At 74.5% G+C, this 26,799-nt stretch carries 16 protein-coding genes; 12 read left to right on the top strand and 4 right to left on the bottom strand.

What is annotated here, in order from left to right; all coding sequences use genetic code 11:
* Window positions 1–176 precede the first annotated feature (176 nt).
* The 6 genes from AC069K_RS32115 to AC069K_RS32090 all read left to right on the top strand — a co-directional run bounded on the left by AC069K_RS32115 (window position 177) and on the right by AC069K_RS32090 (window position 8,077).
* Window positions 177–2,864, top strand: coding sequence for a DUF3492 domain-containing protein (locus AC069K_RS32115; RefSeq protein ID WP_478622088.1), 2,688 nt, complete (start codon window positions 177–179; stop codon window positions 2,862–2,864).
* Between the two features lie 527 nt (window positions 2,865–3,391).
* Window positions 3,392–4,447, top strand: coding sequence for a hypothetical protein (locus AC069K_RS32110; protein WP_478622079.1), 1,056 nt, complete (start codon window positions 3,392–3,394; stop codon window positions 4,445–4,447).
* A gap of 82 nt (window positions 4,448–4,529) precedes the next feature.
* On the top strand, window positions 4,530–5,498 hold the full coding sequence (locus tag AC069K_RS32105; RefSeq protein WP_358835882.1) for an NAD-dependent epimerase/dehydratase family protein: 969 nt from the start codon (window positions 4,530–4,532) through the stop codon (window positions 5,496–5,498).
* The gene (locus tag AC069K_RS32100) at window positions 5,486–6,235 is read left to right on the top strand and encodes a spherulation-specific family 4 protein (protein WP_478622077.1); all 750 of its coding nucleotides are present in this window, start codon (window positions 5,486–5,488) and stop codon (window positions 6,233–6,235) included. The genes AC069K_RS32105 and AC069K_RS32100 overlap by 13 nt, the downstream gene beginning before the upstream one ends.
* A gap of 63 nt (window positions 6,236–6,298) precedes the next feature.
* Entirely contained in the window at window positions 6,299–7,477 is a 1,179-nt protein-coding gene (gene moeZ / locus AC069K_RS32095) for an adenylyltransferase/sulfurtransferase MoeZ (RefSeq protein WP_365108356.1), read from the top strand.
* A 126-nt stretch (window positions 7,478–7,603) separates the two neighbouring features.
* Window positions 7,604–8,077: a hypothetical protein gene (locus AC069K_RS32090; protein WP_478622075.1), complete on the top strand. Its 474-nt coding sequence runs from the start codon at window positions 7,604–7,606 to the stop codon at window positions 8,075–8,077.
* Window positions 8,078–8,118: 41 nt separating this feature from the next.
* On the opposite strand, the gene AC069K_RS32085 is transcribed toward AC069K_RS32090, so the two are convergent.
* The 3 genes from AC069K_RS32085 to AC069K_RS32075 form a co-directional block, all read right to left on the bottom strand.
* Window positions 8,119–9,675 (bottom strand): alpha/beta hydrolase, encoded by a 1,557-nt coding sequence (locus AC069K_RS32085; RefSeq protein ID WP_478622073.1) that lies wholly within the window; start codon window positions 9,673–9,675, stop codon window positions 8,119–8,121.
* 141 nt (window positions 9,676–9,816) lie between these two features.
* The gene (locus AC069K_RS32080) at window positions 9,817–11,382 is read right to left on the bottom strand and encodes an alpha/beta hydrolase (RefSeq protein ID WP_365108365.1); all 1,566 of its coding nucleotides are present in this window, start codon (window positions 11,380–11,382) and stop codon (window positions 9,817–9,819) included.
* Between the two features lie 81 nt (window positions 11,383–11,463).
* Window positions 11,464–14,361 (bottom strand): lysylphosphatidylglycerol synthase transmembrane domain-containing protein, encoded by a 2,898-nt coding sequence (locus AC069K_RS32075; protein ID WP_478622070.1) that lies wholly within the window; start codon window positions 14,359–14,361, stop codon window positions 11,464–11,466.
* 233 nt (window positions 14,362–14,594) lie between these two features.
* On the opposite strand from AC069K_RS32075, the gene AC069K_RS32070 reads away from it, so the two are divergent.
* From AC069K_RS32070 to nudC, 6 genes are all read left to right on the top strand, one after another.
* Window positions 14,595–15,038, top strand: coding sequence for an MGMT family protein (locus AC069K_RS32070; protein ID WP_365108462.1), 444 nt, complete (start codon window positions 14,595–14,597; stop codon window positions 15,036–15,038).
* A gap of 152 nt (window positions 15,039–15,190) precedes the next feature.
* Window positions 15,191–18,964, top strand: coding sequence for an ATP-dependent helicase (locus AC069K_RS32065; RefSeq protein ID WP_478622068.1), 3,774 nt, complete (start codon window positions 15,191–15,193; stop codon window positions 18,962–18,964).
* Window positions 18,965–19,047: 83 nt separating this feature from the next.
* Window positions 19,048–19,944, top strand: a complete 897-nt coding sequence (locus tag AC069K_RS32060) for a hypothetical protein (RefSeq protein WP_365108373.1) — start codon at window positions 19,048–19,050, stop codon at window positions 19,942–19,944.
* A gap of 146 nt (window positions 19,945–20,090) precedes the next feature.
* On the top strand, window positions 20,091–23,939 hold the full coding sequence (locus tag AC069K_RS32055) for a UvrD-helicase domain-containing protein (RefSeq protein ID WP_478622066.1): 3,849 nt from the start codon (window positions 20,091–20,093) through the stop codon (window positions 23,937–23,939).
* 10 nt (window positions 23,940–23,949) lie between these two features.
* Window positions 23,950–25,368 (top strand): dipeptidase, encoded by a 1,419-nt coding sequence (locus AC069K_RS32050; protein WP_365108378.1) that lies wholly within the window; start codon window positions 23,950–23,952, stop codon window positions 25,366–25,368.
* Between the two features lie 76 nt (window positions 25,369–25,444).
* Window positions 25,445–26,416, top strand: coding sequence for an NAD(+) diphosphatase (gene nudC, locus AC069K_RS32045; RefSeq protein ID WP_365108380.1), 972 nt, complete (start codon window positions 25,445–25,447; stop codon window positions 26,414–26,416).
* Between the two features lie 95 nt (window positions 26,417–26,511).
* Here the strand turns inward: nudC and AC069K_RS32040 are convergent, their stop codons facing one another.
* Complete coding sequence (locus AC069K_RS32040) at window positions 26,512–26,754, bottom strand: mycoredoxin (protein WP_358836176.1); 243 nt, start codon at window positions 26,752–26,754, stop codon at window positions 26,512–26,514.
* Between the last annotated feature and the right edge of the window lie 45 nt (window positions 26,755–26,799).

Below are 26,799 nucleotides of genomic sequence, written 5' to 3'. Positions count from 1 at the left end.
CCCCCCCCCCCCCCCCCCCCCCCCCCCCCCCCCCCCCCCCCCCCCCCCCCCCCCCCCCCCCCCCCCCCCCCCCCCCCCCCCCCCCCCCCCCCACCGCCGTATCCGCTTACGTTCTTCCCGCTGCGAGTCGCCGGGGCAACGGCGGCCGCCCACCAGGGAGATCGGGGGTGCGTACTGTGCGGATCGGACTGCTCACCGACGGCGGATACCCGTACACGACCGGGGAGTCCAGGCTGTGGTGCGACCGGCTCGTGCGCGGGCTCGCGCGGCACGAGTTCGACATATACGCGCTCAGCCGCACGGCTGCCCAGGAGGAACGCGGCTGGGTGGCCCTGCCCCCGCACGTCCGCCGGGTGCGCACGGCCCCGCTGTGGGGCACGCAGGACGGGGGGCACGTCCGCGCGCGCTCCTCGCGGGCCCGCCGCCTCGGCCGCCGCGAGCGCGACCGGTTCGCCACCTGCCTGCGCGAACTGGCCGGAGCGATCTGCATGGCCGGGCCGGACGGTGCGGACGGCGAGCGCGGCCTGCCCGGCGCGCCGGGACGGGCAGACGCGCCGACGGGCGTGCCGGGCGGGGGCGGGCCGGTCGCCGCCGACCTGGGCGAACCCGGCCGTGGCGGCGACCCGGACGCGCTCACGGTCGCCTTCGAGACCGTGGCGAGCGGGGAGCTCGGCGCCCCCTCCCCGGGCGGGGGCGGCGGGTCCGCCCCGGGCGCGGGCGGCGGCTCCTCGCGATTCGCGGAAGCGCTGTACGGCCTGGCCGACTTGGCGTTGGAGTACGGCGGGTTGTCCACCGTCCTGCGCTCCGAGACGGCTGTACGCGTCCTGGAGGCCGCCTGCCGCACCCCCGGCGCCGGCCGCGCGGTGCAGGCCGCGCGCGTCCCCGACTACCTCGCCTTCGCCGACATACTGGAGCGCGCCCTGCGCCCCCTCTCGCTCGACTGGTACGACGCGGCGGGCCTCGGCGACGTCGACCTCTGCCACGCGGCCGGAGGCGGCTGCGCCGCCCTCCCGGGCCTGCTGGCCAAACGCTTCTTCGGAGTGCCGCTCCTGGTCACCGAGTACGGGGTGCGGCTGCGCGCCCAGTACCTCGCGCCGGGCGACGCGCGCGTCCCGGTCCGGGCGCTGACGGCCGCGTTCCACCGGCGGCTCGCCGCCGAGGTGTACGAACGGGCCGCGCTCATCACGCCCGGCAACACCCACACCCGCCGCTGGCAGGAGAAGTGCGGCGCCGACCGCGCCAAGCTGCGCACGGTGTACCCCGGCATGGCCGCCGAGCGCTTCCAGTCGGTGGGCGAGGGCGAGGGTGCCGACCCGGGCGACCCCACGACGCTGGTCTGGGTCGGCCGCGTCGACCCGACCAAGGACCTCATCGCCCTGCTGCACGCCTTCGCGGAGGTCCGGCGCGCTGAGCCGGACGCCCGCCTGCGGATCTTCTACGCGGGCCGGACCCCCGGGGCCGCCCCGGGCACCCAGCTCCACGGCCCCGGCCCGTGCCCGTACGGGTACGGCGACGCGCCGGGCGCGGGGCGCGGCGGGGGAGCGGCGGGACCGGTGGGGCCGGTGGGGCCGTTCGACGGGGACGCCGGCGAAGCGGCTCCCGGCGGGGAGGGGCTCCGCGGGGACGGGTTCGGTGGTGCGGTGGTCCGCGGTGCGGCGTTCGGCGGTGCGGCGTTCGGCGGCGGAGCTTTCGGCGCCGGGGCCAAGGGGTTCGGCGTGGGCCGTTTCGGCGGCCCGGGGTGCTCGGGAAGTACGGGCCACGGGTCCGGAGGCGGCCGCGGGGCTCGTGCGGGGCACGGCGCGGGTTCGGGGTACGCGGCCGGGTCGGGGCGTGGGGCCGGTCCTGGCCGCGGGGATGGTGCGGGTTACGGGGCTGCTGGCGCTGGCTATGGAGCCGGGTCTGGTTCGGGCTACGGGTCTGGTCCTGGTTACGGGGCCGGTCCTGGTCACGGGTTCGGTTCGGGGCATGCGGTCGGTTCTGGTTACGGGTCCGGTTCGGGGTACGCGGCCGAGTCGGGGTACGCGGCCGGTTCTGGTTACGGGTCCGGCTCGGCGTACGCCGCGGGTGCGGGCGCGGGCTATGGCGACGGGCCGGGGCACATGGGCGGTTATGGCGACGGGCCGGGGCATGTGGGCGGTTATGGCGACGGGCTAGGGTACGCGGGCGGCTACGGCGGCGGCGCGCACGGATTCGGTAGCCCTGTCTCGTCCTCCGCGTCCGCGTCCGCGTCGGTCCTCTCGCCCGAGGCCGCCGCCTACCTCGCCCACTGCCGCGCCCTCGCGGCCCAGCTCTTCCCCGACGAGGCCGTGGACGCGCACGCGGTCGGGGACAACCCGGTCTCCTTCGAGGAGATCGGCGGCCCGGGCGCGCCGGACCTGGCCGACGCGTACGCGGGCGGCAGCGTCGTCGTCCTCTCCAGCGTCGTCGAGGGCTTCCCGGTCAGCCTGGTCGAGGCGATGCTCTGCGGCCGGGCCACGGTCTCCACGGACACGGGCGCGGTGGTCGAGGTCATCGGCGGTACCGGGCTCGTGGTCCCCCCGCGCAACCCCCGTGCGCTCGCGGACGCGTGCCTGGCGCTGCTGCGCGACCCCGAGCGCCGCGAACGGCTCGGCGCCGCCGCCCGGGCCCGCGCCCTCGAACTCTTCACCGTCGAGCAGAACCTCGCGGCATTTCGCGGCATTTACCTGGAGCTGATGTCCCACTGCCCGGTGCGCCGGGAGGCCGTGGACGAGAGCGGCACCCCCGTGCCCTTCGCCCACCCGGCCGAGGCCCACGTCCCCGGCAGCTGGACGGCCCTGACCGGCTCGGCCCCGTCCGGCCTCCGCCGCCCCGGCTCCGCGCACGCCGAGGAGGCGACCCGATGACCCTCCCGCCGACGACCCGCCCGACGGACGGCCCCGCCGAGAACGACATCCCGCGCGCCCCCGAGAGCGCGGGCGCCTGGGACATCCGCTCGGAGGCCCTGCTGTCCGACCCGACCCCCAGGCGCCCCACGGGCGTACGAGGCCAACGCCTCCCGATCCCGAGGCCCGACGCGGGTGCGCGCACGGGGAGTCCAACGGGGACGGGCACGGCGGACCCGACGGCCGACCCGATGGCCGACCCGATGGCCGACCCGACGGCCGGACCGACGGCCGAACCAACGGCCGGACCAACGGCCGAGCCTGGCACGGAGTCCCCGGAGCTCCCGGAGCTCCCGAAGACCCCGGAGCCCCAAGGGTTTCCGGAGTCCCCCAAGCCCCCCAAGTCCCTAGAGCCCCCAGCCCCCAGGGATCCCCGCGCCCCCCAGGAGCCCCCCGCCCCCCGGCGGTCCGCGACCCCCGACCAGCCCCCCGCCGGGGCCCCCCGCCCCCGCCCCCGCAGAGGCCCCGCCGACCCCGTCAAGGCGCTCATGCACCGGCACCGGGACCTCTGCGAGCGGGCCGTCGATCCGTTCGAGATCGCCGCCGGGCTCGAAGCGCACGGGGTGACCGACCGGACCGCCGCGCGTTTCCGGCACCGGGACGTGTTCTCGCTCGCCGAGGAGCTCTACGCGCGCGTGCCGCGCGGCGCCGAACCGCCGCGCCACGACCTGGAACCCGCGCCCGAGCCCCCCGGACGCCCGTTCCGGGTGCTGCGGGCCCTGCTGCCGGGCGCTCTGTGCGCGCTCACCGTGACGGCCGCCCGGCTCACCGTCGGCGGGGCACGCCTCGCCGTGATCGCGGCCGGTGCCGCCGGCGTCGGCGCGGCCCTCGCGTACGCCGTCCGGTGCGGCCCCCTGCGGACCGGGCGCGGCGCGGGACTGCCGTGGGCGCTCTGGCTCGCCCTCTACGCCGTCGCGGGCAACGGCCTCCTGGACGCGCTGATCGCGGGCGGCCCGGACGGCGGCCCGGGCACCCCCGACGGCTGGGGCGCCGACCCGGCGGCCGCGGTCGGCCTCGCCCTGGCCGTCGCCCCCGCCACCTGGTGCGCCCGCCTCTTCGCCGTACGCGCCCGACGCGGCCTCGCCACCAGCCGGGGACTTGAGGAGTTCGCCGACCGCTCCCGCCCGCTCCTGCTCGGGGCGGTCGCCGTGTTCCTGGCCGCCCTCACCACCGTCCTGTTCACCGGCCGACTCGCCTACGGGCACGGCTCGTTCGCGTCCGCCGCCGCCCCCGGCGCGCTGCTCTTCCTGGCGCGGCTGCTCGCCCTGCACGGCCACGCGCCGGCCGCCGCCGCCGGACTGCGCGCGGCCGCCTGCGCGGAGGCCGCCGCCCTCGCGCTGGTGCTCGCCGGACGGCTGCCGGGCTGCGACGCCCTCGCCCGCCCGGTGACCGCCGCCGTCGAGGCGGGCGGCGCGGGAGCCGTCCCTGCGGCCGTCTGCGGCGCCGCCGCCCTCGCCCTCCTTGCCCGGGCCACCGCGGTCCTCGCCCGCGCCTCGGCCCACTCCGTACACCCCCCGACCCCCGAACAGCACCACACGCGTTGACGCGCGTGCACGCCCGAAGGAGAACGAGACACATGACCGCCCTGCCCCCGGCCTGCTGCCGCCCGTACGGAAAGGCCGTGCGATGAGGGTGCTACTGCTCGGTGCCAACGGATACCTGGGCCGTTTCGTCGCCGACCGCCTGCTGGCCGACCCGGCCGTACAGCTCACCGCGCTCGGCCGCGGCGACGACGCCGACGTACGGTTCGACCTCGCCTCCGGCAGCCCGGGAGCCCTCACCCGCTTCCTGGACGCCGTCCACCCCGGGGTCGTGATCAACTGCGCCGGCGCCACCCGCGGCGGCGCCCGCGAGCTGACCCGGCACAACACGGTCGCCGTCGCCACCGTTTGCGAGGCCCTGCGCCGCAGCGGCTGCGGCGCCCGGCTCGTCCAGCTCGGCTGCGCCTCCGAATACGGCCCCTCGCAGCCCGGTTCCTCCACCGCCGAGGACGCGGTGCCGCGCCCCGGCGGCCCGTACGGCGTGAGCAAGCTCGCCGGGACCGAACTGGTCCTCGGCTCCGGCCTGGACGCCATCGTGCTGCGGGTCTTCTCCCCCGTGGGGCCCGGCACCCCCGCCGGGTCCCCGCTCGGCCGCCTCGCCGAGGCGATGCGACGGGCCATGCAGTCCGGCGACGGGGAACTCAAGCTCGCCGGGCTCGGGGTGCAGCGCGACTTCGTCGACGTCCGCGACGTGGCCCGCGCCGTGCACGCCGCCTCCCTCTCGGCCGCCCAGGGCGTCGTCAACATCGGCACCGGCCGCTCGGTGAAGCTGCGCGATGCCGCCGCCGTCCTCGCCCGGGTCGCCGGGTACGGCGGCGCGCTGCACGAGCTGGACGCGGGCCCCGGTCTGCGCCCGGGCGTGATCGGCGCGCCCCGCCCGTCGGCCGACGCCATGGAGCATCTGGCGGCGCCCCCGGCCCCGTACCCCGACGGCTGCGGCAGCTGGCAGCAGGCCGACGTCCGCACCGCGCGCGACCGGCTCGGCTGGCGGCCCCGGATCAACCTGGAGGAGTCCCTGGCCGACATCTGGATGGAGGCGGCGTGCCGCATCTGACCCGCACCGGAGCCCCGCGCGCGGCGACCTCGGGACGGCTCGGCTTCGGCGTCCCCGGCTGCGCGCACCCCCTGGTCGCCCCGGTCGAGTGGGCCGAGCTGACCCGCCCCGGCACCCCGCTGCACTGGGCGGTCCTGAACGTCGCGCAGGGGCCGGGCACCCGGCCGGACCCGCACTGCCTGGAGGCCGCCGGGAAACTGCGCAACGCGGGCGTCCGCGTGCTCGGCCACCTCGACACCGCGTACGGCACGCGCCCCTTCGGGAAGCTGATCTCCGACGCGCACCGCTTCCTCGACTGGTACCGCGTCGACGGCTTCCTGCTGGACCGCTGTCCCACGGACCGGGACGCCCTGCCCGGGGTGCGGCGCACGGTGTCCACCCTGCGGGCCCTGCGCGAGGGTGCCCACGTGGTCCTCGGCCAGGGCGCCCACCCGTACCCGGGCTACGCGGAGAGCGCCGACCAACTGGTCACCTTCTCCGGGCCGTGGAGCGAGTACCGCTGGTCCCAGGTGGCCGAGTGGACCGCCGACCACCCGGCGGAGCGCTTCTGCCACTTCGTCCACGGAGTGCCCCGCACCCACCTCGACGAGGCGCTGCGGATCGCCCGCTGGCAGGGCGCGGGAACGATCTACTTCACCGACCGGGGCGACGACGGGGGACAAATGAACCCATTCGAGACGCTGCCCGGCTACTGGGACGAAATCGTCTCGCGTATCGGACCAGGTATCTCGGAATGAGAAGTGGCGTGGCAGTGTTACGGAGAGAACAACCGTACTGACATACCGACCGACGGAGATTCCGTGTCGCTGCCACCCTTGGTCGAGCCGGCTGCCGAGCTCACCGTAGACGAGGTCCGCAGGTACTCGCGTCACCTGATCATTCCCGATGTCGGGATGGACGGGCAGAAGCGGCTGAAGAACGCCAAGGTGCTCTGCGTGGGCGCCGGCGGCCTCGGCTCGCCGGCCCTGATGTACCTGGCAGCCGCCGGTGTCGGCACCCTCGGCATCGTCGAGTTCGACGAGGTCGACGAGTCGAACCTGCAGCGCCAGATCATCCACAGCCAGGCCGACATCGGCCGCTCCAAGGCCGTGTCCGCCAAGGACTCGGTGCTCGGCATCAACCCGTACGTGAACGTGGTCCTGCACGAAGAGCGGCTCGAGGCCGACAACGTGATGGACATCTTCAGCCAGTACGACCTGATCGTCGACGGCACGGACAACTTCGCCACCCGGTACCTCGTCAACGACGCGTGCGTGCTGCTGAACAAGCCGTACGTATGGGGTTCGATCTACCGCTTCGACGGCCAGGCCTCGGTCTTCTGGTCCGAGCACGGCCCCTGCTACCGCTGCCTCTACCCCGAGCCCCCGCCGCCGGGCATGGTGCCCTCGTGCGCCGAGGGCGGCGTCCTGGGCGTGCTCTGCGCGTCCATCGGCTCCATCCAGGTCAACGAGGCGATCAAGCTCCTCGCGGGCATCGGCGAGCCGCTCGTCGGCCGGCTGATGATCTACGACGCGCTGGAGATGCAGTACCGCCAGGTGAAGGTCCGCAAGGACCCCGACTGCGCGGTCTGCGGCGAGAACCCGACCGTCACCGAGCTCATCGACTACGAGGCCTTCTGCGGCGTCGTGTCCGAGGAGGCCCAGGAGGCGGCGCTCGGCTCGACCATCACTCCCAAGCAGCTCAAGGAGTGGATCGACGCCGACGAGAAGATCGAGATCATCGACGTCCGCGAGCCGAACGAGTACGAGATCGTCTCCATCCCGGGCGCCCGCCTGATCCCCAAGAACGAGTTCCTGATGGGCAACGCCCTCCAGGACCTGCCCCAGGACAAGCGCATCGTGCTGCACTGCAAGACCGGCGTCCGCTCGGCCGAGGTGCTCGCGGTCCTGAAGTCCGCGGGCTTCGCGGACGCGGTCCACGTCGGCGGCGGCGTGATCGGCTGGGTCCACCAGATCGAGCCCGAGAAGCCCGTCTACTGATCCCGGGCCGGTCCCGTAGGACATTTGTCCTGCGGGACCGGGGACGGTCATCTCTGCCGGGCCCGGTGCCCCCTGAGCGAAGCTCTTACCTGTCAGCAGGTGGGCGCACGCGAAGGGGGCACTGTGATGAGCACGGTGGCAGTCGAGAACCAGGTCCTCACGATGGCGGCCGAGGTCCGGACGGAGACCGGGGCACCGGCGCGGAACGCCCCGCGGCCCGAGATCAAGGGCCTTCCCACCTGGTACTTCCCGCTGGTCGGTTGCTTCGCCGGGATCTTCGACATCGCCCGCGCGTACCCGGTCGTCTACTGGCTGATCCCGGTCGTCGCCGCCGTGAACATCACCCTCACGTTCACCGTCCTGAGGGCCCGGATGCGGTACATGAAGGCGCTCTGGAAGAACAAGCGCACCCGTCTGCTGGCCCTCGGGCTGCTGGCCCTGCGCTTCGCGGTCCGCTTCGGCCTGAATGTGGCCGGTCTCGCCATGGGCGCGGCGAGCGGCAGCCTCGCCGTCGGCGTCGTGATGGCGGTGCTGGGCACGGCGATGGCCTGGGGCGACCAGTGGCTGATCCTGCGCACCCTCAGGCGCGCCGGCGCCTGACGGCCACCGCGCCCGGCCGGAGCCCCGCCCCGCCCGGCCCGCTAGGACGAGCAGACGGTCCCGTCCGTCGGCACCCGGCCCTCCAGCAGATACGCGTCGACGGTCCGCCGCACACAGGTGTTGCCCTCCGTGTACGCGCCATGGCCCTCGCCCTTGTTCGTCAGCAGCACCCCCACGCCCGCGCCCAGCTTCCGCGCCATCTTCCGCGCGCCCTCGTACGGGGTCGCCGGGTCGCCGGTGGTGCCCACCACCAGGACGGGGCCCGCCCCCGGGGCGCTCGCCTCCGGCACGTCCCGCTCGCCCGGCACCGGCCAGCCGGCACACCACCCGGCCGTGTCCCACGCCAGAAACTCCCCGAAGACCGGCGATATGCGCCGGAACTCGGGCAGCAGCGCCTTCGCCTGCGCGGCGGTCGGCCGGACCTTGCTGTCGTCGCAGGAGATCGCCCGCTGCGCGTGGCTCTGCGTCCCGTAGTGCCCGTCCTTGGAACGGTCGTTGTACGCGTCGGCCATCGCGAGCAGCAGATTGCCGGTGCCGCGCCGGTCGACCTCGGCGAGCGCCTGGGTGAGGTAGGGCCAGTTCTCCTTCGAGTAGAGGGGCATGACGATGCCGGTCAGCGCCAGGGTCTGGGTGAGCCGGCGCCCGCTCGACGTCGGCAGCGGCCGCTCGTCGAGCCGCGCGAGCAGCTTCGCGATCCGCTCGGTGCCCTGCTCCGGGTCCTGTCCGGTCGACTTCAGGTAGTCCTCCAGCGCCCGCTGGAAGCCGGTGGCCTGGTTGCGGGCATGGCCCACCGCGTCGGCGGTCGGGTCGACCACCGCGTCCAGCACGGTGCGCCCCACCTGGTGCGGGAACAAGTGGGCGTAGGTGCCGCCCAGTTCGGTTCCGTACGATATTCCGAAGTAGTTGAGCTTCGCGTCGCCGAGGACCTGGCGGAGCAGGTCCATGTCCCGGGCCGCGTTGCTCGTCGACACGTACGGCAGGACCTTCCCGGAGCGGCGCGCGCAGCCCGCGCCGACCTCGGCGCCGTCCTTGAGGAAGGCGGCCTCCTCGGCGGCGGTGTCCGGGGTGGCGTCGATCCGCCGCTCGGCGTCCGCCTGCTCCTTGTCGTCGCGGCACACCACGCCGGAGCTCTTGGCGACGCCGCGCGGGTCGAACCCCACCAGGTCGTAGCGGGAGTTGAGGGCGCTGTAGGTCTTCGCCGCCCGCGGCAGGATCTCGACGCCCGAGCCGCCGGGGCCGCCGAAGTTGAAGAGCAGCGAGCCGATCCGCTTGTCCTTCTCCCGCGCCTGCTTGCGCACGAGCGCGAGGGAGAGGGTGTCACCGGCCGGTTTCGTGTAGTCGAGCGGCACCTTGACCTCGGCGCACTGCCATCCCGGGCTCGCGCACGCACTCCACCGCGGCCGCTGGGCGGTGAGCGCCTGCGGAAGCGCCCGCGCCTCGCCGGCCGTGCCCGGCCGGGGCGCCGCGGAGACCGTGCTCTTCGGCGGGGCGCTCGGCCCCGCGCCCTTCCCGCCGGAATCGCAGCCCGCCAGGAGCCCGGCCGCCAGCACGGCGACGGCGGCCAGCGCTCCTGCCCGTACACGTACAAGACTGTTCATGGACGCCCCCCACAGGCCCGGCAGCGGACCGGCGTGTCGGGCCGGCCCGATCCGCGGAAATCCGATCAAGCGAATCAAGTCCCGTCATCGTAGGCGGGCCCACTGACAACGCCCCCGCGAGCCCGCCCCGACGGGCCGGGGCTACTGGCAGACCGTCCCGGCCGCCGGGGCCCTGCCGTCCAGCAGATACGTGTTCACCGCGTCCTGCACGCACTTGCTGCCGCTGTTGTACGCGCCGTGCCCCTGCCCCTTGTACGTCAGCTCCACCCCGACTCCCGCGCCGAGCTTCTCCGCCATGTGCCGGGCGCCCTCGTACGGCGTGGCCGGGTCGCCGGTGTTGCCGACGACGACGATCGGCGCCGAGCCGGGCGCGCTCACGTCGGGGGTGCTCCACTGGCCCGGCACGGGCCACGCGGTGCAGCCGATCATGCCCCAGCCGAGGAAGTCGCCGAAGACGGGGGAGGCCTTGCGGAACTCGGGGAGCTTGGCCCTCGTTTGGTCCAGTGAGTAACGGTCCTTGAAATCAGCACAGTTGATGGCGGTGTTGGCCGCCTGGATGTTGCTGTACGTGCCGTCCTTGGCCCGGCCGTTCATCGCGTCGGAGAGGGCGAGCAGCAGGGAGCCGTTCCCGCCCTGCGCCTCGTCGACGCCCTGTTCGAGGAGCTGCCAGTACTCCTTGGAGTAGAGGGCCTGGGCGATGCCGTTGGTGGCCTCCGTCTGCGTCAGCATGCGGATGCCGCTGCCGGGGATGGGCTGCTTGTCGAGGTCGGCGAGGAGCTTGACGATCCCGGCCTCGACCTCCTTCACGTTCGCCCCGGACAGCTGGCACTTGTCGCCCCGGTCCACACAGTCCTGGGCGAAGTTGTCGAGGGCGAGCTGGAAGCCCTTGGCCTGCCCGAGCGCGCCCTGCTCGGAGGTGCTGGTGGGGTCGACGACGGCGTCGAAGACGGCCCGGCCGACGTTCTTGGGGAACAAGTGGGCGTAGACCCCGCCCAGTTCCGTTCCGTAGGAGATGCCGAAGTAGTACAGCTTGTCGTCGCCCAGGACCTGGCGCATCAGATCCATGTCGCGCGCGGCGCTGGTGGTGCCGACATGGGGCAGGACCCGCCCCGAGTTGGACTGGCAGGTCGCGGCGAAGGCCTTCATGTGGCCGGAGAGGGACTTCTCCTCGGCCGCGTCGTCGGGGGTGAAGTCCTGGGCGAAGTAGCGGTCGAGCTGGCTGTCGCTCTCGCACTGGACGGGGGCGCTGGAGCCGACCCCGCGCGGGTCGAAGCTCACCAGGTCGTAGCGGGCCCTGAGCTTGTCGTAGTCGCCCGCGGCGGCGGGCAGTGTGGTCACCCCGGAGCCGCCGGGGCCGCCGAAGTTGAAGATCAGCGACCCGATGCGCCGGTTCTTGTCGAGGGCCTCGGCGCGGATGAGCGCGAGTTCGACGGACCCGGCGTCGGGCTTGTCGTAGTCGAGGGGCACGCGCAGGGTGGCGCACTTCCACTCGCCCCCGCCGGGCGGCGGCGAGGGGGCGTCCCCGGTCCCCTCCGCCTGGGAGGGCGCGCCGCACTTCTTCCAGGTCAGCTTCTGGGAGGCCAGCGCCGAGGCCTTGGCCGGGGACGACTCCTTGGTCCCGCTGTCGGAGCAGCCGGTGGCGGCGAGCAGCAGGGCGGCGGTGGCCGTGGCGAGAGAGGCGGCACGCAGGGCGGCGGGGTTCTCCATGCTCCCCATCGTGGGCCCGTCAGCCGTGGCCCGCGCGAAACCGCAGGCCATGCGGGTGGCAGCGGCGTGTGCCGAGCCCGGTCAGAGCTCGCCCCTGCGGGTGAGGTAGTTGAAGCACAGCCACCCCGGCAGCACCGGCAGCCAGAAGGTGAGCAGCCGGTAGAGCAGCACGGCCGACGCCGCCGTCTCGGCCGGCAGGCCCGCGATGGTCAGGGCCGTGGAGAGCGCCAGCTCCACCGCGCCGACACCGCCCGGGGTGGGGGCGGCCGAGCCGAGCGCGTTGGCGGTGAGGAAGACGACCGCCACGCTCGCGTAGCTGAGCGAGTTGGTGCCCGATCCGAAGGCGCGGATGGAGGCGTCCAGGCACATCACGAAGGTGCCGGTGATCAGCAGTATGCCGCCGAGGCCGGTGAGCAGCTTCTGGGGCCGCTGGAGCACGTCCAGCATGCGCGGCACCACACCGGCGAAGAGCGACCGCACCCGGGTGACGACGAACTTCCGCAGGAAGGGGATGGCGGTGACCACCAGGATCAGCACGGCGGCCGTCAGCAGACCGGCGATCACGGTCCGGGAGGGCGACAGGTCCGGGGTCTTCTCGGTGCCCGTCACATAGCCGAACACCAGCAGCAGCGAGATGTGCGAGGCAAGCCCGAAGAGCTGCGAGGCGCCCACGCTCGCCACGGCGAGGCCCGGGCGGACCCCGGCGCGCTGGAGGAACCGGGTGTTGAGGGCCACGCCGCCGACCGCCGCCGGGGCGACCAGCTTCACGAACGAGCCCGCGACCTGCGCGATCACGGCCCGTCCGAACGGCACCTTCTCGGGGACGAAGCCCAGCAGGCTCGCCGCCGCCGCCGGGTAGGAGAGCGCCGAGAAGAGCACGGCCGCCGCCACCCAGCCCCACTGCGCGTTCGCCACCAGATCGCCGAACTTGATGTGGGTGATCTGCACCAGCAGGTAGTACGCGGCGATGGCCCCGGCGACGAACGTCAGCAGCGTCTTCACCTTGATGCGCTCCAGGCGCACCGGCTCCACCGGCGCCTGCGGGCGGATCAGCAGCACCTGGGCGCGGATCTGGGTGAGCAGATCGTCCTCGCGCGCGTTCTCCAGCGCCTCGTCGATGGCCTCCTTCTCGGCCTTCTTCTCGGCGCGTACGGCCTTGTTGTCGGCCCGTACGGTCTTGCGCTCCTCCTCGGCGGCGAGCGGCTCCTCCTCGGGGACGCTGGCCGTCGCGGCCTCGCGCCGCCTGGCCTCGGCCGCCTCGGCGGCGCGCACCTCCTTGGCCGCCAGCGATGCCTCGATGACGGCCTCGCGCTCGCGCTGCGCCTGCTCGCGCGCCAGGCGCCGCAGCGTCGCGCGCGTGGAGCGGGTCAGCGCGATCGGCTGGAGCAGCGGAAGGCTGTCGGCGACGGTGTCGGGGCCGAGCACCTCCACGGCGGCGGCGACCGCGCGCTCGGCGCCGACCCGCAGCCCCAGGGTGACCAGGAGCTGGGCGATGTCCATGCGCAGGACCACATCGCCGGCCGCGATCTCGCCGCCGCGCAGGTCCGTGAGGATGACGGTGCCGGAACGATCCACCAGGATCGCGTCCCCGGCGAGCCTGCGGTGGGCGATGCGCCGCGACTGGAGCGCCCGCACCTGCTGCCAGGCGCTGCGCATCAGGTCGTCGGTGATCTCCTTGTCGTCCAGGGAGTCCAGGGACCGCCCCCCGGTGTGCTCGTACACCAGCATCACGGCGTCGGGGCCGAGCTCGGAGGTGGCGATGAGCTTCGGCGCGTGGGCCCCGGCGGCGATCGCCGCGTACGCGAGCAGTGCCTCCTGCTCCAGGGCCTGGCGCAGCGACTGGATGGAGCGGCGGGTGGTGATGGAGCGCAGGGTCAGCCGCCGCCACACCCGGTAGAAGAAGCCCTGGGCCTGCTGCTCGCGGTCGACGACGGTGACGTCGAGCGGGGCTGCGTCCTCCAGGGTGACGAAGTAGCGCCGGCCCCGGTCGCCCTGCTCCATGGAGTCCGGGACGTCCTCGGCGCGCATGGCGGTGAGCGGCCGGAAGCCCACGTTCCGCAGTCCGGCGAGGAGGGTCTGGCCGGTGGGCCGGACGTTGGGCGAGCCCACCGCGTACAGCGTTCCGTACGCCACGGTCCAGCCGAGCAGGACCGTGACGAGGATCGAGAACGCGGTCGTCTGGCCGCCGACGAGCACTGCGAAGGAGTTGAGCAGCAGGACCGCCCACAGGGCGACCCGCCAGCGTGGCCGGCGGGCCATGCCGACGGCCGTCATGTAGGCGATGACCGGCGCGAGATAGCCGTGCACGGGGTCGGTGAGACCGCCCGTGCCGGACTGCTGGGTGAGCGCGCTGGTGATCGAGTCGGGCGCCGACTTGGCCACCCACAGATCGGTGGCGAGGGCGGCGCCGTGGGCGAGCACCGCCGCGAGCACACCGTCCGCGATGCGCAGCCCGTCGCGTTTGATCAGCCGCTCGATGGCGAAGGCGACCGGCAGGATCAGCACGGCGATGGACGAGACCAGACCGGCCAGCCGGATCAGGACGTCCGGCGCCTGGTCCGAGCCCTTGCTGATGTCCTGTTCGAGGCCGGAGGTGGTGTGGTGGGCGATGGCGGCGATGGTGAGCACGATCGCGATGGCCAGCACCCCGCTGATCAGCCGAACGAGGTCGGAGGGGCGGTGCACGCGCGCGGGGAGCAACGGTTCGTCCACGGAGACGCGCTCGATGGCGCCCGCGTTCTCACACGCCTCGAAGTCCGTGTGTGCCGTGTGCGCCGTCCCGTGCGGCGCGGAGACGGCCGTCGCGCCCGAGGGCGGCACCGACGCGATCCTGGCGCCCGTCGTGGGGGAGGGCCCGGCCGGGCCCCGGGACTCCGCTTCCGGTCCGGACGCGGGGGCGGGCGTGGCGCCGGAGGCGGGTACGTCGGACCGCGCCCCCGTCTCCGGGGTGCTGCCGGCCGCCGCTTCGGGTGGCTGCACGCCCCGCTCCTTCGCCGTCTGGTCCGCTGTCTCGCCGCTCTGGTCTTCGGTCTGCTCTTCGTGCTCTCGTATCACCGGTCACCGCCCGCATGATGGTGGCATGACCGGCCCCCGCCGGGAGGCATCAGGGTGCGCCGGGGGGACGTGCACCGCGCGGCGCGCGCCCGGCGGCCGCGGTGTGCGCGGTCGGCGGGAGCCCGCTCTCGGCCGCACTGTCGGTGGCGTACGGCAGGATGGACCGGGTGAGCGATGAGCTGCCGGAACTCCCGGAGTATGCCGAAAGGGTGCTGGACGTCGCCGAGCAGATCCCGCCCGGCCGGGTGATGACGTACGGGGACGTCGCCGAATGGCTGGGCGAGGGCGGACCCCGCCAGGTCGGCCGCGTCATGGCGCTCTACGGCGGCGCCGCGCCCTGGTGGCGCGTGGTGCGCGCGGACGGCGCGCTGCTGCCCGGCCACGAGCTGCGTGCTCTTGGTCACTACCGGGAGGAGTCCACGCCGCTGCGCGAGGCGGGCCGCGCCGCCGAGGGGCATCTGCCGCGCCTCGACATGCGCCGCGCGCGCTGGGACGGCGGCGGGCGGGGCCCCGGGGGCCGTTCCGGGGATGCCGGGGACAGCGCGGGCACCGCGCGGACGGGCGCGGAACGCGAGGTCGGCGGCGAGGCGGCTCATATCTGACAGCTTCGGCCATCGGACGCCACCGGGGGCGGCCGCAGGCCCGTACGGATGACTCGCTGCGTGCCGGCCGCGCTTCGGCGTACCGTCGACAGTCGGCACGGCCCCCGTCCGCATCCTCATCACCAGCACACCCACCAGGACCGGCGATCCACGTGAGCTCCTCCTCCTCCACCGGGCGTACGACGTACCCCCAGGTACGACGGCGGTCCGCCGGCGCGTACCGACTGGTACGTACCCCGTTGAGGCCGGTGGACCCCCCTTTGCTGGACGCACGTCAGCGGGCGGTGGTTGACCACGCGCACGGGCCGCTGCTCGTCCTGGCCGGACCGGGCACCGGCAAGACCACCACGCTGGTCGAGGCGGTCGCCGCCCGGGTCGCCGCCGGGGCCGACCCCGAGCGCATCCTCGTCCTCACCTTCAGCCGCAGGGCCGCGGTCGAGCTGCGCGACCGGATGGCGCTGCGGCTCGGCGGCGCGCGGGCCCCGCAGGCCACCACCTTCCACTCCTACTGCTACGCCCTGGTCCGCGCCCACCAGGACGCCGACCTGTTCGCGGAGCCGCTGCGGCTGCTGTCCGGCCCCGAGCAGGACGTGGCGGTACGCGATCTGCTGGCCGGGCAGCTCGGCCTGGAGCGCGAGGGGCTCGCCTCCGTGCGCTGGCCCGACGAGCTGCGCGCCTGTCTGACCACGCGCGGCTTCGCCGACGAGGTGCGCGCGGTGCTCGCCCGCAGCCGCGAGCTGGGCCTGGGGCCGCACGCGCTGGCCGACTTCGCTCGCCGCACCGGCCGCCCCGACTGGCGTGCGGCGGCCGCGTTCTTGGCCGAATATCTCGACGTCCTGGACCTCCAGGGCGTACTGGACTACGCGGAGCTGGTCCACCGGGCCGTCCTGCTCGCCGAGCGCGCCCCGTACTCCGGCACGTCGTCCCACGTCTCCTCCTCCGCCCCGCCGCACGGGCCCGCTCCGGCCGATGCGTACGACGCGGTGTTCGTCGACGAGTACCAGGACACCGACCCGGCTCAGGTCCGCCTGCTGCGGGCCCTCGCGGGCGGTGGCCGCACGCTGATCGCCTTCGGCGACCCGGACCAGTCGATCTACGCGTTCCGGGGCGCGGACGTCAACGGGATCCTCGACTTTCCGGACACGTTCCGGCGGGCGGACGGCGCTCCGGCGCCGGTCGAGGTGCTGACGACGTCCCGCCGCTCCGGCGAGAAGCTGCTGGAGGCGACCCGGCTGCTGACCCGGCGGATGCCGATGCCGCGTCTGCCGTCCGAGAAGGTACGGGCCCACCGCGACCTCGCCCCGGTCCGCGCGGGCGGGCGCGTCGAGGCGTACACCTACCCGACGGCCTCCACGGAGCTGGAGAACATCGCGGACATCATCCGGCGCGCCCATCTGGAGGAGGGCGTTCCGTGGCACGACATCGCCGTCCTCACGCGCGCGGGCACCCGCGCCCTGCCGGCCCTGCGCCGCGCCCTGACGGCGGCGGGCGTTCCGGTGGAGGTGGACGGGATGGACATCCCCCTGCGCCACGAACCCGCGGTGACACCCCTGCTGACGGCCCTGCGCGCGGTGGCGAGGGCGGCGCTGTCGGGGGCGGGGGAGGAGGAGCAGGAGTACGAGGGCGAGCAGGACGACGCGGGCGAGGTGCGGGGCGGGGGCGAGGGGCGTGACGGGACGTTTCCCGAGGATGACGCGTCCGCTGCCGGCGAGGCGATCCCTGCCGGCGAGGTGCCCTCTGGCGGCGACCTGTCCCGGGAGAGCGGTGCGTCCTCCCACGGTGACGCGTCCGCCGACGGCGAGGCGATCTCTGCCGGCGAGGTGTCCTCTGGCGGCGACCTGTCCCGGGAGAGCGGTGCGTCCTCTGACGGTGACGCGTCCGCCGACGGCGAGGCGATCTCTGCCGGCGAGGTGTCCTCTGGCGGCGACCTGTCCCCGGAGAGCGGCGCGTCCTCCGAAGGCGACGCGTCCCTCGACGGTGACCCGTCCCCCGACGGCCACCCGGACGCCGCTCCCCCCGACGCCGCCCCCGCCTCCCACACCGCTCCGCCCCCCTGGCTCGACCCCGAGACCGCCCTCGATCTGCTCACTTCGCCCCTCGGGGGCATGGACAGCGCCGACATCCGCCGCCTCGGCCGGGCCCTGCGCGACGAGGAGCGGGCCGCCGGCACCCGGGTGCCGGCGGCCTCCGACGTCCTCCTCGCGCGCGTGCTCGCCGAGCCGGAGCGGCTGGTCGCGCACGACCCCGCGTATGCCCGGGGCGCCCAGCGTCTGAGCGCGCTGCTGCGCAAGGCCCGTGAACTCCTCCAGGGCGGCGGCACCGCGGCCGAGGCCCTGTGGGAGCTGTGGAGCGGCACGCCGTGGCCCCAGCGCCTCGAACGCGCCGCGCTGCGCGGCGGCACCGCGGGCCGTAACGCCCACCGCGACCTGGACGCCGTGTGCGCGCTGTTCGACACCGCGGCGCGCGCCGAGGAGCGCACCGGCGGCCGGGGCGCGCTCAACTTCCTGGAGGAGGTCGACGCCCAGGACATCGCCGCCGACACCCTCACCCGGCGCACCGCGCGCCCCGACGCCGTACGCCTCATGACCGCGCACCGCTCCAAGGGCCTGGAGTGGAGCCTGGTCGTCGTCGCGGGCGTCCAGGAAGGCCTCTGGCCCGATCTGCGCCGCCGCGGCTCGCTCCTGGAGGCCGACCGCATCGGCCGCGACGGTCTCGCCGAACCCCTCACCCCCGGCGCCCTCCTGGCCGAGGAGCGCCGCCTCTTCTACGTCGCCGCCACCCGCGCGCGCGACCGGCTCGTGGTGACGGCGGTCAAGGCCCCGGCCGACGACGGCGACCAGCCCTCCCGCTTCCTCTCCGAGCTGGGCGAGGAGCCGAAGGACGTCACCGGCAGGCCCCGCCGCCCGCTCGCCGTCGCCGCGCTGGTGGCGGAGCTGCGCGCCACCACCGTCGACCCCGAGGCGTCAGAGGCGCTGCGGGACGCCGCCGCCCGCCGCCTCGCCCGCCTCGCCGCCCTCACCGACGACGAGGGCCAGCCGCTGGTGCCCGCGGCCCACCCGTACCGCTGGTGGGGATTGAACGAGCCGACGCGCTCCGCGGTTCCCCTGCGCGACCGCGATCACCCGGTCGTGCTCTCCGGCAGCGCGCTCGACCAGCTCGCCAACACCTGCGCGCTCCAGTGGTTCCTGGGCCGCGAGGTGAAGGCCGACGCGCCCGCGACCGCCGCCCAGGGCTTCGGCAACGTGGTGCACGTACTGGCCGACGAGGTCGCCTCCGGGCGTACGCCCGCCGATCTCGCCGTGCTGATGGAGCGGCTGGACTCGGTCTGGGACGCGCTGGCCTTCGACGCCCCCTGGAAGTCGGAGCAGGAGAAGAACAACGCGCGCGTGGCGCTGGAGCGGTTCCTGCGCTGGCACACCCTCGACCGGACGGGCCGCACCCCGGTGGCCACCGAGCACGACTTCGACGTGACGCTGGAGGCGGGCGAGTACGAGGTGCGTATCCGCGGCTCGATGGACCGCGTGGAGCAGGACGAGGCGGGCCGGGCCTACGTCGTCGACTTCAAGACCGGCAAGCAGGCGCCCACGGCGAGCGAGGTGGCCGCGCATCCGCAGCTGGCGGTCTACCAGCTGGCGGTCGAGCGGGGCGCGCTCGACGAGGTGTTCGCGGGTGAGCGCCCCGCCCCCGGCGGCGCCGAGCTGGTCCATCTGCGCCAGGCAGCCCCCAAGCGGGAGGGCGGCGAGGCGTACCCGAAGGTCCAGGCGCAGGAGCCACTGGCGGGGGAGTGGGTCGGCGACCTCCTCGCCACCGCCGCGGGCCGCGTCCTGGACGAGCACTTCACCCCCAGCCCCGGCCAGCACTGCACGAACTGCACCTTCCGTACGTCGTGCTCCGCCCTGCCGGAGGGGCGGCAGGTGCTGGAGTGACGTTTTGGGCCGGGGGGCCGCTGTACTGACAGGGGCACCTCAGTCGCTGATGTCTCCGGTTCACCAGCCTTGAGGAGAGACAGATGCGGGTCAGTCGGAACGCCCTGGTCGTCGCGGTGGTCGGGACGACCGCTGTCGCCGGTCTTGCCGGGTGCGGCAAGGAGGACGGCAACGGCGCCAAGGTCGCCTCCGTGGCCGCTAAGCCGTCCGTGACGGCCTCCCCGACACCCGCGGACCCGTTCGCGGGGATGACCGCCGACGCGATCGCCGAGAAGGCGGTCGGCGTGACGAAGGCGGCGAAGACCGTGAAGGTCGCCGGTGCGGGCGTCTCCGACGGCGTACACATGAGCCTGTCGGTCACCGTCACCCGGGTGGGTGACTGCTCCGGTAGCGTGCACGTCAAGAACGGCACGGCCCGGGTGCTCAAGGCCGACCCCAGGGCGTACTACATGCAGGGCGACGAGAAGTTCTACCGGGCCATGGCCAAGGAGGACGGCACGTCCAAGGAGGAGGCCGACGCCCTGGTCGAGCTCCTCAAGGGCCGCTGGGTGAAGATGCCGACGGAGGCGCCCGCGAAGTCCGGGAAGCGCCACGGCAAGAGCTCCGGTGACGACATGGGCCAGTTCTGCGTGCTCTCCGAGCTCGTCTCCGGCATGGACGACGACAAGGGCGACCGCACCGGGATGACCAAGGGCGCCGACACCGTCGTCGCCGGTGTGCCCGCCGTCACCCTCATCAAGAAGAAGAGCGACGGCTCGGCCGTGACGATGTACGTCGCCAAGCGGGGACCGGCGCATCTGCTGAAGGTCGCCGAGACGGGCGGCGACGAACCCGGCACCGTCACCTTCAGCGACTACGACAAGCCGGTGCGGATCATGGCTCCGCCCGCCGACCAGGTCATGGACCTGGAGAAGCTCGGCATGAAGCCGGACGGCGGCTCCGGCTCCGGCTCCGAAGAGACCGGCGGCCTGAAGGTCTGACGACCGACGGCCGTCCGTCCCCTCCCGCACCCCGGCAGGACCGCCCGCGCTCCCGCCGGGGGCCGGGGGCGCGGGGAGTGTCACATCTTGCCCCGCCGGGGGCCGGGGACGGGGGGAGCGTCACACCTGCCCGCCTGAGACCGGGGATGCGGGGAGTGTCACACCGGTCCCGGCGGGGACCGCCGTTGTCAGTGGTCCCCGTTAGCCTCTCTGGGGTGCCCATCCTCACCGACCCCGAGGAGCTCAAAGAGCTCCTCGGCATCCCGTTCACCCCGGAGCAGACGGCGTGCATCACCGCCCCGCCCGCCCCGCAGGTCGTCGTGGCCGGCGCCGGGTCCGGGAAGACCACCGTGATGGCGGCCCGGGTGGTCTGGCTGGTCGGCACCGGTCAGGTCGCCCCCGAGCAGGTCCTCGGCCTGACCTTCACCAACAAGGCCGCGGGCGAGCTCGCCGAGCGGGTGCGCACGGCCCTGGTCCGCGCGGGCATCACCGACCCCGACGCGATCGACCCGGACAACCCTCCGGGCGAGCCCCGCATCTCCACGTACCACGCGTTCGCCGGACAGCTCCTGACCGACCACGGCCTGCGCATAGGGCTCGAACCCACCTCCCGGCTGCTCGCGGACGCCACCCGCTACCAGCTCGCGGCCCGGGTGCTGCGCGAGGCCCCGGGGCCGTACCCGGCGCTGACCAAGTCCTTCGCCTCCCTCGTCAGCGACCTGCTGGCCCTGGACGCGGAGCTGGCCGAGCACCTCGTACGACCGGGGGAGCTGCGGGCGTACGACCGGGAGCTGCTGCGGGCCCTGGAGAGCGCGAAGCTCAGCAACGCCGATCTGCGCAAGGTGCCCGAAGCGGCCGAGGGCCGGCTGGAACTCCTCGACCTCACCGAGCGTTACCGGGAGGCCAAGAAGTCCCGTGACCTGCTCGACTTCGGCGACCAGATCGCGCTCTCCGCGGAGCTCGCCCTCACCCGCCCCGAGGTCGGCCGGATCCTGCGCGACGAGTTCCGCGTCGTGCTGCTCGACGAGTACCAGGACACGTCGGTCGCGCAGCGCCGGCTGCTCGCCGCCCTGTTCGGCGGGGGGTCCGGACACGCGGTGACCGCCGTGGGCGACCCCTGCCAGGCCATCTACGGCTGGCGCGGCGCCTCCGTGGCCAACCTCGACGACTTCCCCCGCCACTTCCCGTACGAGGACGGCCGCCCCGCCACCCGCCATTCGCTCAGCGAGAACCGCCGCAGCGGCGGCCGTCTGCTCGACCTCGCCAACTCCCTGGCCGCGCCGCTGCGCGCGATGCACGCGGGCGTGGAGGCGCTGCGCCCCGCCCCCGGCGCCGAGCGCGACGGAGTGGTGCGCGTCGCGCTGCTCGACACCCACCAGGAGGAGATCGACTGGCTCGCCGACTCCCTCGCCCACCTGGTGCGCACCGGCAAGGAGCCCGGCGAGATCGCCGTCCTGTGCCGGTCCGCGGGCGACTTCCCGCAGATCCAGGGCGCGCTCGTGGCGCGCGACATCCCCGTCGAGGTCGTCGGCCTCTCCGGGCTGCTCCACCTCCCCGAGGTCGCCGACCTCGTGGCCGTGTGCGAGGTGCTCCAGGACCCGGGCGCCAACGCCTCCCTCGTACGGGTCCTCACCGGCCCGCGCTGGCGCATCGGCCCCCGCGACCTCGCCCTGCTGGGCCGCCGCGCCCGCCGTCTCGTCCGGCGGGAGAAGGCCGGGTCCGACGACCCCGACCAGCGGCTCGCGGATGCCGTGGAGGGCGTCGACCCGGCCGAGGTGATCTCGCTGGCGGACGCGCTCGACACCTTCCTGGAGGCCGGCGACGACGAGGACGACGGGCTGCCCTTCTCGGCCGAGGCGCGCGTGCGCTTCGCCCGGCTCGCCGCCGAGCTGCGCGATCTGCGCCGCTCGCTCGCGGACTCGCTCATGGACGTGCTCCACCGCGTACTGACCACCACCGGCCTGGAGGTCGAGCTCTCCGCCTCACCGCACGCCCTGGCCGCGCGCCGCCGCGAGACCCTCGGCAACTTCCTCGACATAGCGGCCGGCTTCGCGGCCCTCGACGGCGAGGCCTCGCTCCTGGCCTTCCTCGGCTTCCTGCGCACCGCCGCCCAGTACGAGAAGGGCCTGGACAACGCCCTGCCCGGCGGCGAGAACACGGTGAAGGTGCTCACCGCCCACAAGTCCAAGGGACTTGAGTGGGACGTGGTCGCCGTCCCCGGCCTGGTCAACGGAGTCTTCCCCTCCACCCAGGCGCGCGAGGCCTGGACGGCCCAGGCCAAGGTCCTCCCGCACGCCCTGCGCGGCGACGCCCCGACCCTCCCGGCCACTCCGGAGTGGGACGCCAAGGGCATCAAGGCCTTCAAGGAGGAGCTGAAGGAGCACCAGCACACCGAGGAACTGCGCCTGGGCTACGTGACGTTCACCCGTCCCCGCTCGCTGCTGCTCGGCTCGGGCCACTGGTGGGGACCGAGCCAGAAGAAGCCGCGGGGCCCGTCCGCGTTCCTGCACGCGCTGTACGCCCACTGCGAGGCGGGGCACGGCGAGATCGAGGCCTGGGCGGACGCCCCGGCCGAGGACGCCGAGAACCCGGCCCTGGGCGAGTCCGCCGCCACGCACGCGTGGCCGCTCCCGCTCGACCCCACGTCCCTGGCGCGCCGACGGGCGGCGGCCGAGACGGTCCTGGCCCACCTGGACGCGGAGGGCGCGGCGGGCACCGAAGAGCCGCACCACGCGCGCGTGAGGCGCGCGGAGGCGGACCTCCCGTACGTTCCGTACGAGGACGGGTTCGCCGACGACCCCTTCGACCTCGACCCGGCCCTCGGCCCCGACTTCGGCCCCGAACTCGACCCTGACCTCGACCCCGGCTTCGGTCCCGACTTCGATCCCGGTTTCGACGAGGACGGCCCCTTCCTTCCGGACGAGCCGCTGGACGAGCCGCTGGACGGACCGGTGAAGGCCGCGAGGGGCGAGCACCCGGAAGGGGCGGCGGCGGGGCGGGCCGCCGTGCCCCCGGACGCCTTCGGCGATCCCGACGCCCTCGACGACCTCGCCCTCCTGGAGGACGGCTGGGACGCCCTCCCGACCCAGCGCCCGGCCCCGGTGGACGGCCCGGCGGACAGCACCGCATCCCCCCGCCCCCACCTCGACGTCCCCGTCCAGCACACCCGCCCCGACGCGGACTCCCGGGACCACCGCGTCCTCACCCCCGAGGAGCGCCGGGCCATCGCCTCCTGGGACCGCGACCTGGAGACCCTCACCACCGAGCTCCGCCGCGCCCGCGCCACCAGCCACGAGGTGCCGGTGCCCGCCTCGCTCACCGCCTCGGACCTGCTGCGGCTCGCGGCGGACCCGGACGGCTTCGCCCAGGAGCTGGCCCGCCCGATGCCCAGGCCGCCGCAGCCCGCCGCCCGCCGCGGCACCCGCTTCCACGCCTGGGTGGAGTCCCGCTTCGAGGAGCTGCCGCTGCCCATGCTCGGCCCCGAGGAGCTCCCCGGCGGCGACGAGCGTGACGCGGACATCGCGGACGAACGCGACCTCGCGGCCCTCAAGGAGGCGTTCGAGCGCTCCCCGTACGCCCGGCGCACCCCGCTCCGCACCGAAGCGCCGGTCCAGGTCACGCTGGCGGGCCGGGTGGTCCGCGGCCGTATCGACGCGGTGTACCGGGGTGAGCGGCCGGACACGTACGAGATCGTCGACTGGAAGACCGGCCGCGGCGCCACCGGCGACCCGCTCCAGCTCGCCGTCTACCGCCTCGCCTGGGCCGAGCAGCACGGCATCCCCCTGGAGTCCGTCACCGCCGCCTTCCTCTACGTACGCACCGGGGAGACCGTCCGTCCCGCCCGCCTCCCGGGCCGCGCCGAACTGGAGCGCATCCTGCTGGGCGAGGGCCGCGGTGGGGCGGGGAGCGGCCACGCGCGCGAGGAGGCCGCCCGCGCGCGCGGGAGGGGCCCGGCCGGGACACCGGCGGACGAGCCACCACCAGCGGGCGGATAGGCTCCATGACATGAGCGAGACCCCGGACAGCGCCGTCCACACCGCAGCCGACGACACGGTGCGGGCGTACATCGAGCAGCACCGCGCCGCCTTCCTCGACGACCTCGCCGAGTGGCTGCGGATCCCGTCCGTGTCGGCCCAGCCCGAGCACGACGGCGACGTACGGCGCAGCGCCGAGTGGCTGGCCGCCAAGCTCAGGGAGACCGGTTTCCCGGTCACCGAGGTCCTCGACACCCCCGGCGCCCCGGCCGTCTACGCCGAGTGGCCCTCCGGCGACCCGGAGGCTCCCACCGTCCTGGTCTACGGCCACCACGACGTGCAGCCCGCCGCGCGCGAGGACGGCTGGCACACCGAGCCGTTCGAGCCCGAGCTGCGCGACGGCCGGCTGTACGGACGGGGCGCGGCCGACGACAAGGGCCAGGTGTTCTTCCACACCCTGGGCGTACGGGCGCACCTCGCCGCCACCGGCCGCACCGCCCCCGCCGTCAACCTGAAGCTCCTGGTCGAGGGCGAGGAGGAGTCCGGCTCGCCGCACTTCCGCGCCCTCGTCGAGGCGCACGCCGACCGGTTCGCCGCCGACGCCGTGATCGTCTCCGACACCGGCATGTGGTCGGAGACGACGCCCACGGTGTGCACGGGCATGCGCGGCCTCGCCGAGTGCGAGATCCGGCTGTACGGTCCGGACCAGGACATCCACTCCGGCTCCTTCGGCGGCGCCGTGCCCAACCCCGCCACCGCCGCCGCCCGGCTGGTCGCGGCGCTCCACGACGCCGACGAGCGGATCGCCGTGCCCGGCTTCTACGACGGTGTCGCCGAGCTCACGGACGCCGAGCGCGAGCTCGTCGCCGAGCTGCCCTTCGACGAGGCCGAGTGGCTGCGCACGGCCAAGTCCCGCGCCGTCCACGGCGAGGCCGGATACTCGACCCTGGAGCGCGTCTGGGCCCGGCCGACCGCCGAGGTCAACGGCATCGGCGGGGGCTACCAGGGTCCGGGCGGCAAGACGGTCGTCCCTTCCTCGGCGATGGTGAAGCTGTCGTTCCGGCTGGTCGCCGGACAGGACCCGGACCGGATCGAGAAGCTCGTCACGGAGTGGGTCGCCACCCGGATCCCGGACGGCATCCGGCACGAGACCGTCTTCAGCGCCGGCACCCGCCCCTGTCTGACGCCGCTGGACCACCCGGCGCTGCGGTCCGTCGTGCGCTCCATGGAGCGCGCCTTCGGCCAGAAGGTCCGCTTCACGCGCGAGGGCGGCTCGGGCCCGGCCGCCGACCTCCAGGACGTGCTCGGCGCCCCGGTGCTCTTCCTGGGGATCTCCGTCCCGTCCGACGGCTGGCACGCGCCCAACGAGAAGGTCGAGGTCGACCTCCTCCTCAAGGGCGTCGAGACCACCGCCCACCTGTGGGGCGACCTCGCCGCCGTACGGCTGTGAGCGGCCGCGCGCCCCGCGCCGCCACCGCCGAACGAACACCGCTGAACCCATCCACCCGGGGGAGTTGGAAGCACCTGTGAGCACCACCAGCACCACCAGCAGTGACGCCGCCGCGGACCGGCCGATCGGCCTCACCACACCCATCAGCCTCACCGAGGCCAGCGGCATCGACCGCGCGGCCCACCACCGCCTGGACGAGGCCTGGCTGGCGGCCGCCTGGAGCCACCCGACGACCAGGGTCTTCGTGGTCTCCGGCGGACAGGTCCTGATCGACGACACCGCCGACGGCCGTACGGAACTGGTGATGACCCCGGCCTTCGAGGCCCCCGTCACCGAGACCCACCGCTACTTCCTGGGCACCGACGACGACGGCGTCAGCTACTTCGCGCTCCAGAAGGACTCCCTGCCGGGCCGTATGGACCAGTCCGCGCGCGCGGCGGGCCTGCGCGAGGCCGGACTGCTCCTGTCGCCCCGGGACGCGGGACTGATGGTCCACGCGGTCGCCCTGGAGAACTGGCAGCGGCTGCACCGCTTCTGCTCCCGCTGCGGCGAGCGCACGGTCATCGCCGCCGCCGGCCACATCCGCCGCTGCCAGGCGTGCGGCGCCGAGCACTACCCGCGCACCGACCCGGCCGTGATCATGCTGGTCACGGACGAGCAGGACCGCGCGCTGCTCGGCCGCCAGGTGCACTGGCCGGAGGGCCGCTTCTCGACGCTGGCGGGCTTCGTCGAGCCCGGCGAGTCCATCGAGCAGTCGGTGCGCCGGGAGGTCTTCGAGGAGGCGGGCGTCACGGTCGGCGAGGTCGAGTACGTCGCCAGCCAGCCCTGGCCCTTCCCCTCCAGCCTGATGCTCGGCTTCATGGCGCACGCCACCTCGTCCGAGATCAACGTGGACGGCGAGGAGATCCACGAGGCCCGCTGGTTCTCCCGCGAGGACCTGCGCGCCGCCTTCGAGTCCGGCGAGGTCCTGCCGCCCTACGGCATCTCCATCGCGGCCCGCCTCATCGAGCTCTGGTACGGCAAGCCGCTGCCCCGCCCCACGCACTGACCCCCGGCCCGGGGCCACGGCCCCGGGCACGCGAAAGGCCCCCACCTCGGCGGTGGGGGCCTCGCTACGCGCGCGTGGCGGACGAGCGCCGCGGCTCAGACGCCGATCTTCTGCTTGACCTGGGCGAGCGAGGGGTTCGTGAGGGTCGAGCCGTCGGGGAAGAGCACGGTCGGCACCGTCTGGTTGCCCCCGTTGGCCTTCTCGACGAAGGCCGCCGACTCCGGGTCCTGCTCGATGTTGATCTCGTTGTACGTGATGCCCTCGCGGTCCATCTGGCTCTTCAGCCGGCGGCAGTAGCCGCACCACGTGGTGCTGTACATCGTCACAGTGCCCGGCATGCTCTCGCACTCCTCATGTTCGGCCCGATTGCTCGGTGCGGCTGG

The organism is Streptomyces sp. NPDC043908 (assembly GCF_056435525.1).
Note: the sequence above shows the minus strand (reverse complement) of the source record. Positions and strands in the feature narration are given on the sequence as shown.